13 protein-coding genes are annotated in these 16,677 nt (G+C 40.1%); 7 read left to right on the top strand and 6 right to left on the bottom strand.

What is annotated here, in order from left to right:
- Window positions 1–55: 55 nt before the first annotated feature.
- The 3 genes from hisI to KSK55_RS12665 all read right to left on the bottom strand — a co-directional run bounded on the left by hisI (window position 56) and on the right by KSK55_RS12665 (window position 1,262).
- On the bottom strand, window positions 56–421 hold the full coding sequence (hisI, locus tag KSK55_RS12675) for a phosphoribosyl-AMP cyclohydrolase (RefSeq protein WP_218608947.1): 366 nt from the start codon (window positions 419–421) through the stop codon (window positions 56–58).
- A gap of 338 nt (window positions 422–759) precedes the next feature.
- A complete protein-coding gene (locus tag KSK55_RS12670; protein WP_218607139.1) occupies window positions 760–1,020 on the bottom strand; it encodes a type II toxin-antitoxin system RelE family toxin in 261 nt (86 codons plus the stop codon).
- A gap of 5 nt (window positions 1,021–1,025) precedes the next feature.
- The gene (locus KSK55_RS12665; RefSeq protein WP_218607138.1) at window positions 1,026–1,262 is read right to left on the bottom strand and encodes a hypothetical protein; all 237 of its coding nucleotides are present in this window, start codon (window positions 1,260–1,262) and stop codon (window positions 1,026–1,028) included.
- Window positions 1,263–1,534: 272 nt separating this feature from the next.
- On the opposite strand from KSK55_RS12665, the gene hisG reads away from it, so the two are divergent.
- Window positions 1,535–2,407 carry an ATP phosphoribosyltransferase gene (gene hisG / locus KSK55_RS12660; RefSeq protein WP_218607137.1) on the top strand — a complete coding sequence of 291 codons (873 nt, stop codon included), beginning with the start codon at window positions 1,535–1,537 and terminating at the stop codon, window positions 2,405–2,407.
- A gap of 76 nt (window positions 2,408–2,483) precedes the next feature.
- On the opposite strand, the gene KSK55_RS12655 is transcribed toward hisG, so the two are convergent.
- Complete coding sequence (locus tag KSK55_RS12655) at window positions 2,484–5,534, bottom strand: PAS domain S-box protein (RefSeq protein ID WP_218607136.1); 3,051 nt, start codon at window positions 5,532–5,534, stop codon at window positions 2,484–2,486.
- Between the two features lie 83 nt (window positions 5,535–5,617).
- Here KSK55_RS12655 and KSK55_RS12650 point away from each other — a divergent pair, with 83 nt between their 5' ends.
- From KSK55_RS12650 to KSK55_RS12625, 6 genes are all read left to right on the top strand, one after another.
- Window positions 5,618–6,874 (top strand): molybdopterin molybdotransferase MoeA, encoded by a 1,257-nt coding sequence (locus tag KSK55_RS12650; RefSeq protein WP_218607135.1) that lies wholly within the window; start codon window positions 5,618–5,620, stop codon window positions 6,872–6,874.
- Between the two features lie 96 nt (window positions 6,875–6,970).
- Window positions 6,971–7,336 carry a hypothetical protein gene (locus tag KSK55_RS12645; RefSeq protein ID WP_218607134.1) on the top strand — a complete coding sequence of 122 codons (366 nt, stop codon included), beginning with the start codon at window positions 6,971–6,973 and terminating at the stop codon, window positions 7,334–7,336.
- A gap of 251 nt (window positions 7,337–7,587) precedes the next feature.
- Window positions 7,588–7,995 (top strand): hypothetical protein, encoded by a 408-nt coding sequence (locus KSK55_RS12640; RefSeq protein WP_218607133.1) that lies wholly within the window; start codon window positions 7,588–7,590, stop codon window positions 7,993–7,995.
- Between the two features lie 113 nt (window positions 7,996–8,108).
- On the top strand, window positions 8,109–10,253 hold the full coding sequence (locus KSK55_RS12635) for a histidine kinase N-terminal 7TM domain-containing protein (RefSeq protein WP_218607132.1): 2,145 nt from the start codon (window positions 8,109–8,111) through the stop codon (window positions 10,251–10,253).
- 517 nt (window positions 10,254–10,770) lie between these two features.
- Window positions 10,771–12,195: a transposase gene (locus KSK55_RS12630; RefSeq protein ID WP_218607131.1), complete on the top strand. Its 1,425-nt coding sequence runs from the start codon at window positions 10,771–10,773 to the stop codon at window positions 12,193–12,195.
- A gap of 115 nt (window positions 12,196–12,310) precedes the next feature.
- Window positions 12,311–14,479, top strand: a complete 2,169-nt coding sequence (locus tag KSK55_RS12625; protein WP_218607130.1) for a hybrid sensor histidine kinase/response regulator — start codon at window positions 12,311–12,313, stop codon at window positions 14,477–14,479.
- A gap of 44 nt (window positions 14,480–14,523) precedes the next feature.
- Here KSK55_RS12625 and KSK55_RS12620 read toward each other — a convergent pair whose 3' ends face one another.
- Window positions 14,524–14,991, bottom strand: a complete 468-nt coding sequence (locus KSK55_RS12620; RefSeq protein WP_218607129.1) for a YkgJ family cysteine cluster protein — start codon at window positions 14,989–14,991, stop codon at window positions 14,524–14,526.
- A 60-nt stretch (window positions 14,992–15,051) separates the two neighbouring features.
- Window positions 15,052–16,545: a PAS domain S-box protein gene (locus tag KSK55_RS12615; RefSeq protein WP_218607128.1), complete on the bottom strand. Its 1,494-nt coding sequence runs from the start codon at window positions 16,543–16,545 to the stop codon at window positions 15,052–15,054.
- Window positions 16,546–16,677 lie beyond the last annotated feature (132 nt).

The following is a 16,677-nucleotide window of genomic DNA, read 5'->3' as shown; positions in this document are numbered from 1 at the left end:
AAAAAAAGAGGAGCGATGCTGATAACCCCTTATATTCACCAATCGTTCTGAAGTTTTATTCTTTTTTCTTGTAAACCTCATCAGGATCAAACATCCGTTCTCCGGAAACGGTCCCATCAAGCCTTCGGTAAAAGCATGACCGGTATCCGGTGTGACATGCTGCTGTAAGCTGATCCACCAGGTAGATGACTGCATCTTCATCACAATCAACCAGAATTTCATGAACTTTCTGGAGGTGTCCTGATTCCTCTCCCTTCTTCCAGAGTTTCTTTCTGCTCCTGCTGTAATAATGGGCAAATCCGGTTGACTGAGTCAGGTCAATAGCCTCTTTGTTGGCATATGCAAGCATCAGTACATCCTTTGTCGTATTGTCCTGGGCAATTACCGGTACTAATCCCTTTTCGTCAAAATTAATCGTAATCATGTTATCGTTTCCATCTCCCATTTGTAAAGAAATGAAGTATACTCGTACAGTATGATGAGATGAGGTTTAAATCTGTTCATTTTTTAATACAAGGCATAAAAGGCCACGTATCTTTAACCGACCATTCCCGGATAACATCTGGTTTACTCTCACAAATACCTATTTAAGTCCTTATGTCTCCCGAGATTCACCAAAACGCCGTCAATTGAAAAAACCTTAAATGCCCCCATATATTACATCAATTTACCAAATCATTCCGGTTCTCATTCCAATATTTGGGGGTTTGATCAGATGACAAAACACCTGCCTCTTCGATAGACGAATTTTCAGAACAATCATCGGTATGAATTATACCAATGCTCATAGTCCTTATGATCTTCAAAGCAATGGAGGATATACAGCGTTTCTTCCCGGATCTCATAGATTATCCGTGCCTGCCGTGTCACCTTCTCTACATGGAATGGGATGCCATATTTCAAGTGACGGCGGGGTGGCAGAGACTGGATCTTCTCAAAATGTGATAGGAAGAGGATTTGGAGATCGCGTGGGAGTCGTTCAAACTCCCTGGATGCAGATGCTGCAAATACAATCTCCATTATGATCACTTCTTCAGAAGCTTCTTCATATCCTCAAGAGAGGAGAGAGGGGTGCTGCCAGCCAATATCTCCTCCATCTCAATAGAGACGCCCCTGTGAACAAGCATCATCTCTTCTTCCTCGAGCATCTTTTCATATGCCAGAATTGCCTGTCGAATTACCTCGGTCTGATTCCCCGCATACCCCTTATCAATGATCCTCCGGATCGCCTCTTCATATGGTCTCCCGATATTAATGTTCATATAAACACCACTTCAATGTAGAATAATTATGCATTCAATGATATAATAAGTGCCTATTGATTAAAGATCTATCATCACCGACCATTCCCGGATAACATCTCATTATTTTTCATATCCGACCGATATCCGGAGAGAAGAGAACGAAATGGCATTGACAAATTTACTGTCGATGCAAAAATATTTCTCATCGCCTCTCAGCTGTTTCTTCAGAGAATAGACAATGCAGAATCAAACCGTCAGGGTTTAATTGATACCTCTCCTTCTATTGTTCTATGATTAACATTGCACTCCCAAAAGGCAGTCTTGAAGAACAGACCCTGCAACTTTTTAAAGAAGCCGATCTTGAGGTCAGGAGAACTGACCGTGATTATAATCCCCAGATCAATGATGCACGGATAGGAAAAGTAAAGATATTACGGCCCCAGGAGATACCGACCTATATTGAGATGGGATACTTCGATATGGGTATTTCTGGCCTGGACTGGATTCATGAGTCAGGAGCACAGGTAAAAGAGGTAGCAAAGCTCAATTACAGCAAAACAGGGCCGGGTATTGTCAAAATTGTCGTGGCAGTCCACCAGAGTGAGCCCATCTCCATGGTCAGCGAAATTCGCCCTGACAGCCGGATTACCACCGAATACCCGAAATTAACAAAAGAATTTTTTGAAGAACTCAAAATCCCCGTCCGGCTCTTCCCGTCCTATGGTGCAAGTGAAGCCAAGGTTCCTGATCTTATGGATGTTGTGGTGGATCTGACCGAAACAGGGACAACCCTTCGAAAGAATGGACTGAAGATAATCGGGCAGATTATGGAATCATATACGACTATTATCGCAAATCATAGCAGTTTTGAAGATCCGGTCAAGAGAAAGGAGATAGAAGAGATTGTAACGCTCCTCATGGGGGTCATAGACGCACGAAACAAGGTTCTTATCTCGATGAATGTCCCTGCAGCTTCACTTGAGACCATCGTTGCAGCCCTACCGGCATTAAAGAAACCGACGGTTGCAAAACTCCATGGTATCGACTATTTCAGCCTGGAAACAGTGGTGTTGAAAAGTAAGGTAAACACCCTGATACCTCAGCTGAAAGCAGCTGGAGCAGAGGATATTCTGGAGATACCGATCACAAAGATCGTGAGATAAATATCATTTCATTTTTTGCTTATAATCACATGGATTACGATTCTTTTTGAAAAAGGTCAGAATAAATCGCCCTCTTTTAAGAATCCATCCGATATCCGTTTTGTGGTACCGAGATCTCAAACCGTGCCCCTTTGCCCTCTTCTCCAGTCTCTTGTATAGTCATTCCGGTAATTGATAAAATTTCTGCGGTGAGAAACAGCCCGAGTCCGGTATTTTTACCAAATCCACGATTGAATATCTTTTTCTTATCTGCAACCGGAACACCACACCCATCATCTTCAAACACCAAACACCCGCCGTATTCGGTTTCTGTAAATGAAATCGTGATCTTTGTGACAGTTCCACCATGTCTCAGAGCATTTTCCAAGAGATTATAACATACTTTTGAAAACATCGGATCGGTAAATATTTCCAGTGTTCCCGTGCTGACTTCAATCAGGACATTTGAAAAGATTTTGTTCTCTTTTTCCTTTTTGATAACCGATTCAACATGGCTCCATGTTGGGGCAGCAATACCCAGATCCTGGTAGTCCTTTGTGAAGAGAATCTGCCGGTGTATGGTATCAACCACTTTTCTGAGCAATTCAAGCCTTTCACGTGCAGGAGAATCCTGGGCCATTTCCTTATCAAGAAACTCTTCAACAAAAAAGAGGGCCTGAACCTGGTTGAGGAGATCATGCCGGGTTACTGAGGATAAGAGGTTTAATTTTTTATTTGCCTGAAGCAGGGCATCACTTAACCTGATAATTTCAGTAACATCATTTACAACGGTTAAAAGTGCTTCTGTTTCCTGGATATAAATGATATCTGCGGCTAATATTCCGGTTAAAAGCATATTTGTTTTGGTTTTTATCATGACATGTTTGTTTCGAATACTTCCCATTTCTCTGATTTCATCCCAGATATTGCTTCTTTCATCAGAACGAACAAATATATCAAGATCCGATGACAACTTCCCAATCGTCTCCTCCCGTGTATATCCAAGAGTATCCAGAAATGTTTTATTTACGTCAATATACCTCCCTTCAACGGTTGATATTGCCATCAGGGATCCACTTGCCTCAAAGGCCTTTGAAAACTTCTCTTCAGACAGCGTTAATTCAGAGATATCTTTTGAGACGCCAAATAAAGCCGGATGACCATTCCAGATTCCCGAGACAACCCGTGTTTCAACCGGAATTAACATCCCATCCTTGGTTATCAGAGGAATTGGGCAGAAGTCACATGTTCCGGCTAACATCTCCTCAATAAGGTGCCTGGCATCATGGTGCCTGGATGAAGGATGAACCATAAGAATCGACTGTCCAATCAATTCTTCCTGGGTATATTTCAGACGGCGGATAACGGTATCATTCACCTGGGCTATCAGTCCTTCCGGGGTTAAAACAAACAGAAAGTCATCTATGGTATTAAAAAAGGTCTGGAGATTGTTATCTCGGATCTCAACCTCTTCATCTGCTTTTTTTCTCCCAAAAGAAGCTCCGAGAAGTCCTGCAGCTGCTTCAAGTGTCTCAAGTTCAACCTGGCTCCATTCATGATCATGGACACAATCATCAAATCCGATAAATCCATGGAAATCATCGTGGGAGAAGATGGGAACAACAGCAAGGGATTTTATCTCCTGTTCAACGAGAAGCTGCTGTTCTTCTGGTGGAAAATCCATAACCGTTCCTGAGATGGTTTCCCCGTTCATGAGAGCCATAGCCCATCGTTCATATCCCTGATTTCTCCAGTCAAGATTCTGGAGAGCTGAATTATTCTTTTGGGTAGTGATTCCCTCATCGGTCCATTCATATTGGTAATGAATCAAGGATGCTCCATCCGGTCCATATGAATGAGTAAAAATATATGACCGTGAAACCTCCACAGCCTGCCCGATTTTTGAAAGCACATTCTCAATAGTGTCATCACGAAGAGACGACATGAGGTTCATTGCTGCATAACTTATGGCATCAAGAATATTTTTCTTTCTGACCAACCGTGTTTCGGTAATTTTCCGGTCAGTAATATCCTGGGCAGCACCATAAATCAGATTTCCTACAGGTGCTGACCGCCATTCAATCCAGCGATAGGTTCCATCCCTGCATTGATACCGGTTAACAAAATTTATGACGGTATTTTGCTGTGCTAACTGGGATATCGCCTGATACGTGGATTCAAGATCCTCCGGATGAACATAATCCAGAAATTTTTTAGCCAACAGTTCATCCTTGCTCCATCCAAGAACATGTTCCCAGGCAGGATTAAGCCGGAGGAAATATCCGTCGGTGTTCGCAATACAGAGCATCTCAACGGTCACATGAAAGAACTGCTCGAGTTCTTCGGTTTTTTCTTTTAACTCATATAACAAATTCTTTTGATAAGTGATATCGCTATGAGTCCCGGCCATTTTAATTGGATTACCATTCGCATCCCATTCAGTAACTTTTCCCCGGTCATGGACATGAACAATTGATCCATCTTTGTGTTTCATTCTGAAAACAGTCTCATAGTAGTCAGTTTTTCCTGAAAAATGCTTTTGAATTGCCTCCTGAGCAACCGTTAGGTCATCAGGATGAGTCAGCATCTCCCAGGTGTGAATGGTCGTAGGGGTCAGTTCTTCAAGGGTATATCCGACGATTTCAGCCCATCGGTCATTGAAAATGGTCGCGCCAGTTTGAATATCCCATTCCCAAATTCCTATTCTGGAACTATCTATTGCAAGAATAAATTGCTCATGGGTTTTTCTCAGTTCTTCCTGAGCCAGATGACGGGCGGTGTGATCTGTCACCTGAACATAATATGCTGAAATCTGTCCGCCGGTTTGGATAAATGGAATGCAGGATATGTCAACAAAAAGAACCGGATTAGTAATATTTTGAGAAAAGGCATGAGAATCAGATTCATCAAGGACGATTTTTTTCGAATAGGTAATGGTCTCACCTGATTTCACCCGGTTTACTATATCATCTGGTATATTCAGGAGACCTGATATGAACTGCTCAGTGGATTTTGTAACTGATGCAATATTGAACAAGGCAAGAGCAGCAGGATTTATGTCAAGGATGTGATCATGGTCATTATAAATAATCGTCGCGAGTTCGCATTTTTCATACAATTGTTTGAATATGGTATCATTCTCCTGCATACAATCACTCTATTGATTCTGACGTCTCTGATGTATCTGTTCCTTGATATCTTTGTTCACCATAGGGATGAAACAGATAATAAATGATCCTTTCACGACCGATACTTGGTAAAGTAATAGTTACTTTTTTATGCTTGTCAACCGATAAAGTAGAACCTCCAGAAATGATTCCACCATTATCTTTCCACTATGGTTCGCTTATTTCCATGAAAGAAGCTCAAAAGACCATATTATCATCTTTTCACCATGTATCCCAGACGAAAATTATCCCCGTAAAGGATGCCAAGGGGCATGTCCTGGCTGAATCAGTGCTTTCACAACGAACAATACCGCCCGTACCTCTTGCCGGGATCGATGGAATTGCAGTCAGGAGTAAACAGACAAAGGGGGCATCACCTGAAGATCCACGAGAAATTGAATATGTCAGGGTGAATGTTGGTCTTCCCATGCCCGAAGGATTTGATGCTGTGGTCACGGAAGATGTTGTCCGGATGAGCGGCCCGGATCGTGGGTATATCCTGACCCCGGTTACACTACATCATCAGGTTATTAAAAAAGGGGCTGAAGTAACAAAAGGACAGGTAGTCATTCAATCAGATCAGCGACTCATCCCCTATGATATCGCAACACTCTCACATTTTGGGATTCGGAATGTTAAGGTTAAAAAGTGGAAAATAGGTCTTATCGCAACCGGAGATGAGATTGTTCCCCTGAAAAAAGATCCGCTTCCGGGACAAATTGCAGATACAAATACTATTATGATCTCTGAATATCTTCGGGACTTTCAGGTATTGACCGATCTGTATCCGATCATTCCTGATGATCCAGATCTGATTGCCACACAGATCAGTACTGCATGTGACAATAGCGATATGGTGTTGGTTTTTGGTGGATCATCAAAAGGATCGAAGGATTGTACATTTGATGCCATAAAAAAGAGCGGTTCGGTGCTTTTTCACGGAGTAGCAATGCATCCCGGAACAACGGTCTCTTGTGGTATTGTCAGTGAAAAACCAGTTTTTGGTATGCCAGGGCAGGCGATAGCCAGTTTAATCGCCTTTTTTAACCTGGTGCTTCCCCTGCTAAAATCTTGGGATGTTCCAATACCAGGGAAGAAACATGTTTTTGGGGAGATAACTGAGGATATTCTACCCTGTAACCAGTTTGACCTGTTTCATCTGATAACAACCCGGTATACCGATGGAAAAATACGTATTATACCAATTCCATGGGAGTTCGGCCACATGACCGGAATGGCAGCAGATGGGATTCTTCATCTCCCCCAGTGGAGTAATGGATTTCGAAAGGGAGAGATGGTGCAGGTGTTATTACTCAGGTAACCTAAAACCATTATATCAATCCATCATTATTATTGGTGATTGAAGGATCTGACCGAGCCCTTAAATCAGTGATACATCCTAATCCTTGAGAATACTATGAATGATAAGAACGAGGAAAACGCCCATAGAACCCGATGGCGGGAGTTGTCTCAAAGCCTGACTGATCGCGAGATATTGTATTACGTATCAGGTTCACCGGATGGAGTCAGAGAACAGGCAATAAAGACCTTCATGAAAGATGTGTTCAAATATTCATTTCATGGTTCTGTCGAGACACATCTGAAAGCATTAGAATCAAAGGATCTTGTAACCAAAGAATCTCCCCGGAGAGGGACTCCCTTATGGCATGCCAATCATTCAGAAGTAATGGCTCTGATTCAGAAGGAACTTGAAGAGATGAAGATTCGGGAAGATGAGCTGAGGGACTTACTGGCATACCTGAAAGAAATATATGCTGATTAATGTACTTACCTGAGAATTTTTGCCCATCAGATAAGGAACACTTGAAACCATAGTTAAAAAACTCCATTGTATGGAAAATTTCTGGAGTCTGGGAAAAAATTAATCCAAACAGATCTCCGATTGTCGTTGATTATTCTCCGTGAAAAACTACCATTCTTCCACTCTTTTTGGATTCACGATATCAAAATCCATACCAAATTCTTCGTAATATATGGAAATTATTATCAGGTTTTGTGATGTGATTATATCGTATGAAAGGATTTCTGGCTTTCTTGCTTGTATGTGTATTTGTGGGTATGGTTGGTATTTCTACTGCAGATATTCCAGATCTTGTTGGGAACTGGACCGGACCATATGTGGAATACAATGCTGGTCAGGGATTTTCTGAACAGGAAGAGGGAGTTTACTTCATAAACATTACTGAGCAGCAGGATCGGATAATTGTCGGATATTCTTCGTATTCCAAAAGTGATGGTACAGAGGAACGGGTGGACCTTGCAGGAGTAGTGAGTGCAGATGGGACTGGAATCTCTCTCGCAGAACAGAATAACGGGTATTCAACCGGGAAGATAATCAGTGCTGATGAATTCGAACTTACCTATCTTTCAGATAATGATCCAATCAGTGTTGCAATTGACCGGTTCTACCGGATAAATTAAAATTTTTCAGAGTATTCGTCAGTCACATGACACCTCTTCTATTTACATGACGCCGTACCTCTTTTTATAGTATGACTGAATAAAGATCCTTCAGATACTCCGTTCCTGTCCGGATGGATCTCTGGTATATATTATCGGGTCAGGAAATTTCCGAATCATCGATCATGGTGAGCCAGATATTATTTCTCCTGCTTGTCACATCAGCGGTGATCATGCTGGGATTTGGGTTGTATAGCAGACGTTACACAACCAATCCTGCAACCGTACCCTACCAGCTGCTTATGTATTTTGCAGCCGGATGGTCCTTGACATATGCCCTGGAACTCTCTTCTCCTACTCTTCCGGTAAAGATCTTCTTGCACAATGTCAAATTTATTTTCCTTCCATTTCTTTCAGTTTTTGAATTGTGGCTGGTTCTTACGTTTCTTCGGCGTGAAAACTGGGTTTCAGGATGGAGGTTTGGTCTTCTCTGTATTATTCCATCTCTTGCCACCCTTCTGGCTCTTTCAAGTCCGCTTCATTCGTTTTTTCGGTATAACTTTGAACTCATTCAGGCTGGAGAATTTTCTGTCCTGAAGTACGCTCCAGGTCCGTTTCTTCAGATATACCTGATTTATTCCTACATTCTCATTTTCCTGGCGTTTTTTCTGCTGGTGTTTATCAGGGATGAAACTCACAGGATCTATCTGAAACAACGGATTATGTTAGCCCTTGCATTATTTTTGCCGGTTATAATTGCATTTTCATATGATGTGGGGTTGAGGTTCATTCCCGGTGTCAATCCTGCCCCGGCATTCTTCTGGGTTATGGGTATTCTCTACAGCATTGCATTATTCAGATACAAATTATTTGACATTATTCCAATTGCCCGGAGCACAGTTATTGATGGGATGGGAATGCCCATGATTGTTCTGAATAATGAAGAGAAGATAGTGGATATTAATCCCGCAGCTGCCAGCCTGCTTGATATATCAAAATCAACCCTAGGAAAATCACTGAAAACCTGTGCTTCCACCTGGCCTGAACTTGTGAGTTTTGCATCCAGTCAATTCCGTGGCAGACAGGAGATCATTCGAAAAGGTGAGGAACAGGATTTCTTTTACGAAGCCAGAATGGATACCATATACTCTGATTCCAGTGAGGCAGAAGGCAAAGTTATCCTTTTAACCGATATAACCCTGCAGAAGAATCTGGAAGAAGAACTAAGGGAGAGTGAACGCCGGTGGAAAAGTCTTATTGATGGTGCTCCGTTTCCGATTGTTATCATCCGTTCTTCTGACAATATTATTCTGCTTGTAAATTACCGGACCGTTGAACAGTTTCAGATTCCTGCGGAGGAATTGATTGGGAGTCCTTCTGACCGTTTTTATGGGGATATTTCTATCCGGAACATGATAACTGAGCAACTGAAGACGAAGAGTCATGTCGATGATGTTCTGATGGAGATGAAAACTCATGACGGGAGAATGCTTTGGGTATATGCTTCGGTCAGGATGATAACCTACCTGGGGAATGATGCATATTTTGTGTCATTTGCTGATATTACCCAGAGAAAGATGCTTGAAGATACACTCATGCAGAAGAATGCTGATCTTGAGATGATATCCCATTCTCTTGAAACGACGAATAAAAAATTGAATCTGCTCTCAAGCATTACGAGGCACGACATTCTCAATCAGGTGCAGATTATTTTATTCTTAACAGATATGTCTTATCCGTTGTCAGAGGAAGAGATTAAACAGAATATGGCCATGATTCTGGAAGCTGGAAAGGGTGTTCAGGAATTGATTGAGTTTACTGCCGAGTACCAGTCACTTGGACAGACAAAACCTGGATGGCAGGATATTTCAGAGATATGTGCCGATCCTCTGATTATTCGGATGATATCGGGTATTTCCTATCGTGTTCCAGATGTTCAAATCCTTATTTTTGCTGATCCCTTACTGAAAAAGGTTTTTTTCAACCTGGTAGAGAATTCTATTCGGCATGGGAAGACCGTTCAATCCATCTCTGTCTCCTTTGAGAGGAAGAATGATGAATTCTTACTGATTTATGAGGATGACGGCTGTGGTGTTCCCAACGAGGAGAAAGAGAAGATATTTACCCGGGGTTTTGGGATGAATACCGGTCTTGGGTTATTCTTTATCAGGGAGATCCTGGATATCACCGGCCTTTCTATCAGAGAATGTGGAATTCCCGGAGAGGGTGTTCGGTTTGAGATCAATATTCCGGAAGGGAAGTATAAGATTGATGGGTAGAAAGGCTGGTGAGTTTCGTGCCTTGTCCGTGTGACTCATAACCAGAACAGACACGATCCTCTTCTTTTTTCTGACACCCCCCGGCAAGGTCAGGTTGCTCAGGACAGGGTCATTATGAAGGAGGGAATCATCTCAGGATAGTACAATAATCCGGCAAATTTGCTGAAGCGGTGAAGATCTTTAACTCAAACCTCATATCAAGAAAATTGAGACATGGGCCGATACCATTGGTGGTCTTGCATAAATCCTCCTTTTTTGGAGATGTAACAAACCCTGAATTTCTTCGTTGACTTTGGATTACCGGGTATAGTTACGACGAATGTTCTTCTTAAATAACCCTAACTTTTCTTAGTTAACCCAGTATTGTAAGTTTCCTTCAAATATTTTTACCCTTTGTTTTGAAAAATATTCAATTTTTAAGGAGTTTAAAAAATGAACTTCTAGAACAGGGCAAAATATTTATAATTCTACTAATAAATTAACACAGTGTATTTTAACCCAGTAGTAGGATATGAATATGATCCCTGATAAGGTGCGGCACACCCTTCAAAACTTGAAAAAAAATCTTCAACATAACGTAGAAATTCATCAAATCAAAGGTGGTTTTTATGTTTATCGCGCTTCAAGTGTGTATGATCCACAAACAAAAAAATCGAAAAAAACGACACACTATATTGGATCCATAACTCGTGATGGTACGTTTAAACCCAAAAAAAATTCAGCCTCAAAAATAGTTTCAAACAGAGAAATATTTGAATATGCTAATGGGATGCTAGCCTATTCATACATCAAGGATCTTGAATCATTATTAGAAAAATATACTCCATATTTCAAGGAATTAGTCACTATGGCTATCGTAAAAGCCTTAGATCCTAAACCTCTCAGATTAATTGAATCACGATGGGAAAAGTTAGATTTATCCAATCAAATCAATGTCAAATTGTTGCCTAAACATTTAGGAGAGGTACTTCACCAAATCGGTTCTGAAGTTGGCTGGTGGTATGACTTATTTGCAGAATTAGCTTCAGACGACGATTTGATATTTTACGACTTAACTGCGATTATTACTTATTCTGAATCAATAAAGTTAGCTGAAAAGGGATATAATGCAGACCATGATAAAAACGAACAAATTGGGGTTTCAATGGCATTCTCATCGAATACCGGTCTTCCAATCGGATGCGATGTCTCATATGGATCTATGAGAGATATAAAAACAATAAAAAATTTCTTAAATCGATTTAAAGACAACGATATTGGATTAATTTTGGATCGGGGCTTCTCTTCGTATTCATTGTTGAATGAACTAAAAAAAAGAGGTATTCACTACCTTGTCCCATTAAAAAAGAATTCAAAATTCTTACAAAAATCTAAAATAGTATGGGATGGAGGGTTTTTATATCGTAATAGAGGGATTTTGTGTACGTGTGTTAATAATCAATATGGTTACCTCTACCTTTATATGGATCCCTTATTGAAGGGGGAAAAAGAATCTACTTTACTAAAAAATTCACTTAAAAGAGGCCTGAATGTAGGTGAATATCAAAATAAATGCGAATTTTCGGGAATAATTCCAATATTATCTGACATTGCTAAACCTCCAGCAGAAATTTTTCTTTTATATAAAGAGAGGGAAGATGTGGAACTTGCATTTGATGCATTAAAAAACCCAATAGATTCAGATAAATCGTATTTGCAGTCGGAAGAAAGTGTTAGAGGTTATTTTTTCATATCATTATTGGCACTGAGGATATACTTTTCAGTTTTAAGAAAACTTCGCATATTAAACTTAAATCAGATTATCTCTGTAGAAGAAGTCTTTTTTGAACTTTCAAAAATTGAGATAATTCATGATGCACGTGGAACAAAAAGTTTTGCACAGATTCCTAAGAGAGCAACAAAAATACTCAGCCTCTTCACCGACCAAATACCTATGGGTTAAAATGCCGAGTTCAGGTTAAATAATCGTTCAATTTTTTACATGGAGAATATATTACAAAAAGATTATCCCTGGTACATCCAATAGTGAATCACTGAATACTACCCGGCCTTCTATCATGATATCTATCCTCTATGTCGATGATGAAACATCCTTTTTGCACCTCGTGAAAGGATTTTTGGAAATGAAGGGTGTTTTTACCGTAGACACTGCAATTTCTGCTAAATCAGCCCTTGAAATGGCACAGTCCCATCCATATGAAGTAATTGTATCAGATTATGAAATGCCCGGAATGAACGGGATTGAATTACTCAAAAACCTCCGGCAAATGGGAAATGAAATTCCATTCATTCTTTTTACAGGACGAGGGAGGGAAGACGTGGTCATCCAGGCTCTCAATGAAGGAGCGGATTACTATCTTCAAAAAGACGGGGATCCTGTACCACTCTTTGCTGAATTGTCACATAAAATAATGCATGCCGTTGAGAAAAAACAGGCAAAAATCGCCCTGAAACATTCTGAAGAACAGGCTCAGGTTCTCATTGACCACATCCAGGATGGAGCATTCCTGGCCCAGGATGGGATTCTTCTTTTGTCCAATGAAGTACAGGCAACCATGCTTGGGTATCAGAAGAATGAGGTAATGGGAATGCCCATTTCTGAACTGATTGCCCCTGAAGATCAGGAAAGGGTCATAAAAAGGCATTTTGACCGGCTTGCCGGAGAGATTCTCCCAGAGACGTATGAATTCAACCTGCTTCATAAGGACAGAACTACCCGCATCCCGGTCAGAATGTCAGTTGGGATCGGAACATATCAGGATCGTCCTGCAGTTATCGGAACTTTGCATAACGTAGCAAAAGAACGGGAACAGGAATCTGCGTTGGAAAAGAGTGAAGCAAAATACCGCACGATCTACAATAATGCAAGCATAGGCCTCTTTACATCCTCACTTGATGGCAGGTTCCTTGGTGCAAATCCATATGCTGTTAAGTATCTTGGATATGATTCAGAGGAGGATTTTATCAATTCAATCACAGACATTGGCTCAAGATATGTTGATACCAGAGATCGGGATAAAGTCCTTCAAATGCTTACATCACAAGGATATATCAATAATTTTGAAACACGATTTTACCGAAAGGACGGCAGGATTATTTGGGGTTTAATTAATGCAAAAATCACCAGAAAAGAAGATGGTACAGTTGTTGTAGAGGGAATCTGTCAGGATATTACAGCTAGGAAAGAAGCAGAAATTGCACTCCAGGAGAGTGAAAAAAGACTCAAGTGGGTATATGATTCCGGATTATTAGGGGTGATGTTCTGGAATCTTGACGGACAAATAACCGATGCAAATGATACATTTCTAAATATGTTAGGATATTCACAGGAAGATCTGAAAGAAGGTCGTATTAATGGATTTAATCTGACACCTCCGGAATATGCCTCGGTTGATAAATCAGCCATAGAAGAACTTCTTGAGACTGGGATTCATAAAAAACCATATGAGAAGGAATACATCAGAAAAGACGGGACACGGATTCCGGTTTTCCTGGCAGGTACCATGTTGGATGAGAAACGAACCCATGGTGTCGGATTTGTATTAGATATTACTGAACGAAAAAAAGTTGAAGATCTCCTTTACAAAGCAAATAAAATGCTTACCCTGATGACAGATATCACCCGTCATGATCTGAATAATCAACTGGCCCTCATATATGGAAACCTTGAACTTGCAGAATTACACACAGAAAGTCCATCATTGCATGAGTTCTTACAAAAGATCAGATTTGCAGCAGATACAATGAAAGAACAAATAACATTTACCAAAGTCTTCCAGGATGTAGGAAGTCAGATGCCACAATGGCAAAAACTGGTAGATGTATTGCCATATTCGATGATTCCACCATATGTCACAATACACATCACCACCCCCAATATTGAACTATTTGCAGATCCGATGCTTGAAAAGGTTTTTTTCAATCTCCTTGATAATTCTCTCAGGCATGGTACTCATGTACGAACCATCACGGTATCTTCAATAGAATCAGAAAATGCACTCACCATTCTCTGGGAAGATGATGGCATTGGTATTTCTTTGGATAAAAAAGAAAAAATTTTCATCCGTGGATTTGGAGAAAATACCGGACTCGGGTTATTTTTAGTTCGTGAAATTCTTGCTCAGACCAGTATTACAATCCATGAAACCGGAGAGCCAGGAAAAGGAGCACGATTCGAAATTATGGTGCCATGGGGAGGGTATCGAATATTTCCCGGATCCAAATAGTACTTCTATCTTATGAAAACTATTCGAATTTTCTGAGTATGAGATTAATCCCGGACAATAAATCCAGCAGCCCGAATAATCTCACACATCTTTTTGTCCCAGAGAACATCATCAGTTTCAGAAAAATTTCGCACCTTTTCATCCCAGATCTGTTGAAGGCCGGGATTTTCTGCATGCAGGTGACGGGATCCCATAACTCTTCCTGCCCGATTCCCCTGTGGATCAAGAATTAAAAATCTCCAGCATCCATATTCTCTACATACATCCGGGCGGGTCAGATGGACCGTACAATACCAGAGATTCGTATCCCTTCCTTTGCGAAAGAACGGACAAGCTTCAGGAAGGTCAGTAAATATACTCTTGTCATCATAAAGAGAGCGATGACCTTCGGTGACTTCAACCAGGTACCGTTCTCCGGTGTATTCATTCCGGACCTGAAAGGTATATTCGGATATCTCTTTTTCAATAGCCCACATCAGCCCAAGATGACCACAGCACTCCCCACATTGCATACATTCAAAAGCCAGAATCAGACCTCCAGAGTTATCTTGTTCGAGTATAGTTGTATCATGTTATGAATCAATTTTTTGAACCATCGTTGCATAGATCCTTTTTCCATCTGATAAGTCAATATTTCCCACATGATGCCACAGAACAGATAGGGTTTTCCCTGACACATGTAAGAGAGATGTTTTGGTATGTCTTCCAACCAATTCACTATGTGAAATGAACTGGCAGAATTGTTCAAATCCATGATTGTCGGAAAATAATATCCGGATGTTTTTTCCATGAAGGCCAATATCTGAATAACCACAAAAATCAATCATTTCAGTACTTACCCAGGTGATTATCATTGATGAATCAAATATGATGATAGGGATATGGGTGACATTTAAAAGGTGCGTGAACAGGATGGAACGTTTTTCAGCATCAATACGTTGATTATTCAACTCATCTATCTGAACCTTAATTTCAGCATCATGGGCAATTACTTCTTCGGTTACCCCGATAAGATCTTTATTATTTTGAAGTAACTGTAATTGTTGCTCTTTTTGTTCGGTGACATCCAGATATGAGATATATATTCTTGACAGATCATTCTGTGGTGATGCATCTGAAACATAATTAGAGAAATGTCTGATTTTCCCTTTTGAAGTAATAATTGATGATGGGAAATGATAAAAATTTGAACCTTCATAGAGAGCAATATACAGATCCTTAAAATTTTCCATCGTTTCTTTTGTGAGATGAGGATTCAGATATTCCATTATTTTCGTATACTCACCATCTATGACCCGATAATCTTCCTGACTTTTTTTATTTATATTACGAACCTTTACAAGAAGATTGCATTTTTTGATCTCATCAGGATTCTTATCAAAATAAGCCCTGATATCATCAATTCCTGATTCTTTTAGTATGTCAATAAACTGTTTTACCTGAGAATAATCTGCTTCATTAATAGGTATCGGGGCATTTTCAAAAAGTGATCGGTACATTGCCTCATTTTCAATTAATTTTCTTCTAGTTATTACCTTTTCAGTAATATTTGAAGCGATTACAGCGATGTAAAGGGAACCAGGTCTTAATGATATATTCATAATGGTTATTTCATACCAGTGATCAAGCCCATTTTTTTGTATTTCAAGTTCTATTTTTGTGACCTTCTGGAAAGAAAACTCTTTTAACCCTTGGATGACTTCAAACGATGAAAAAATCTCCAAACGCAGAAAGTCAATCCTTTTCCCAATCACTGGTTGATCTGACAGGTGAAAAAAGTTTAATGCAGATTTATTCATATACTGCACTTCCCATTTTTCATTCAAAATAATAATTAAATCATTGCTGATATCAATTAAACTAGAAACAGGCACAGCTTCTACAAGAGTATATTTTTTTGCACTCCCTATCTCTATCTTTCTAACTCTGCCGAGAATCTCTAACGTATCCAGTTTTCTTGCAACAGTATGCCTATTAATGCCACAAAATTCAGCAATGTCTTTGATATTTAATGGTTTTTTTGTATGAGACAGGGTGGATAGAATTTTTTTCTGTTCCATATCCATAGATAATAACAAAATAGATGGGCATATAAATCTATGTATCCTGGCGCCACCAGGTGATGATATAAATAAGATATTTGAGTACATAATTCTCTCAACTGACCAATATCCAGATTCAGAGAAAAAAGGGTTGAA

The organism is Methanospirillum hungatei, assembly GCF_019263745.1.
In the GTDB taxonomy this organism is placed as follows: Archaea; Halobacteriota; Methanomicrobia; order Methanomicrobiales; family Methanospirillaceae; genus Methanospirillum; species Methanospirillum purgamenti.
The sequence above is the reverse complement of the archived record's forward strand: the minus strand, read 5'-3'. Positions and strand labels throughout refer to the sequence as shown.

What these genes read in the sequence shown, in the direction of transcription:
- KSK55_RS12670 (WP_218607139.1), bottom strand. Translation starts at nt 1,020, where the DNA reads ATGGAGATTGTATTTGCAGCATCTGCATCCAGGGAGTTTGAACGACTC.
- KSK55_RS12665 (WP_218607138.1), bottom strand. Translation starts at nt 1,262, where the DNA reads ATGAACATTAATATCGGGAGACCATATGAAGAGGCGATCCGGAGGATC.
- hisG (WP_218607137.1), top strand. Translation starts at nt 1,535, where the DNA reads ATGATTAACATTGCACTCCCAAAAGGCAGTCTTGAAGAACAGACCCTG.
- KSK55_RS12655 (WP_218607136.1), bottom strand. Translation starts at nt 5,534, where the DNA reads ATGCAGGAGAATGATACCATATTCAAACAATTGTATGAAAAATGCGAA.
- KSK55_RS12650 (WP_218607135.1), top strand. Translation starts at nt 5,618, where the DNA reads ATGATCCTTTCACGACCGATACTTGGTAAAGTAATAGTTACTTTTTTA.
- KSK55_RS12645 (WP_218607134.1), top strand. Translation starts at nt 6,971, where the DNA reads ATGAATGATAAGAACGAGGAAAACGCCCATAGAACCCGATGGCGGGAG.
- KSK55_RS12640 (WP_218607133.1), top strand. Translation starts at nt 7,588, where the DNA reads ATGAAAGGATTTCTGGCTTTCTTGCTTGTATGTGTATTTGTGGGTATG.
- KSK55_RS12635 (WP_218607132.1), top strand. Translation starts at nt 8,109, where the DNA reads ATGGATCTCTGGTATATATTATCGGGTCAGGAAATTTCCGAATCATCG.
- KSK55_RS12630 (WP_218607131.1), top strand. Translation starts at nt 10,771, where the DNA reads ATGATCCCTGATAAGGTGCGGCACACCCTTCAAAACTTGAAAAAAAAT.
- KSK55_RS12625 (WP_218607130.1), top strand. Translation starts at nt 12,311, where the DNA reads ATGATATCTATCCTCTATGTCGATGATGAAACATCCTTTTTGCACCTC.
- KSK55_RS12620 (WP_218607129.1), bottom strand. Translation starts at nt 14,991, where the DNA reads ATGCAATGTGGGGAGTGCTGTGGTCATCTTGGGCTGATGTGGGCTATT.
- KSK55_RS12615 (WP_218607128.1), bottom strand. Translation starts at nt 16,545, where the DNA reads ATGGATATGGAACAGAAAAAAATTCTATCCACCCTGTCTCATACAAAA.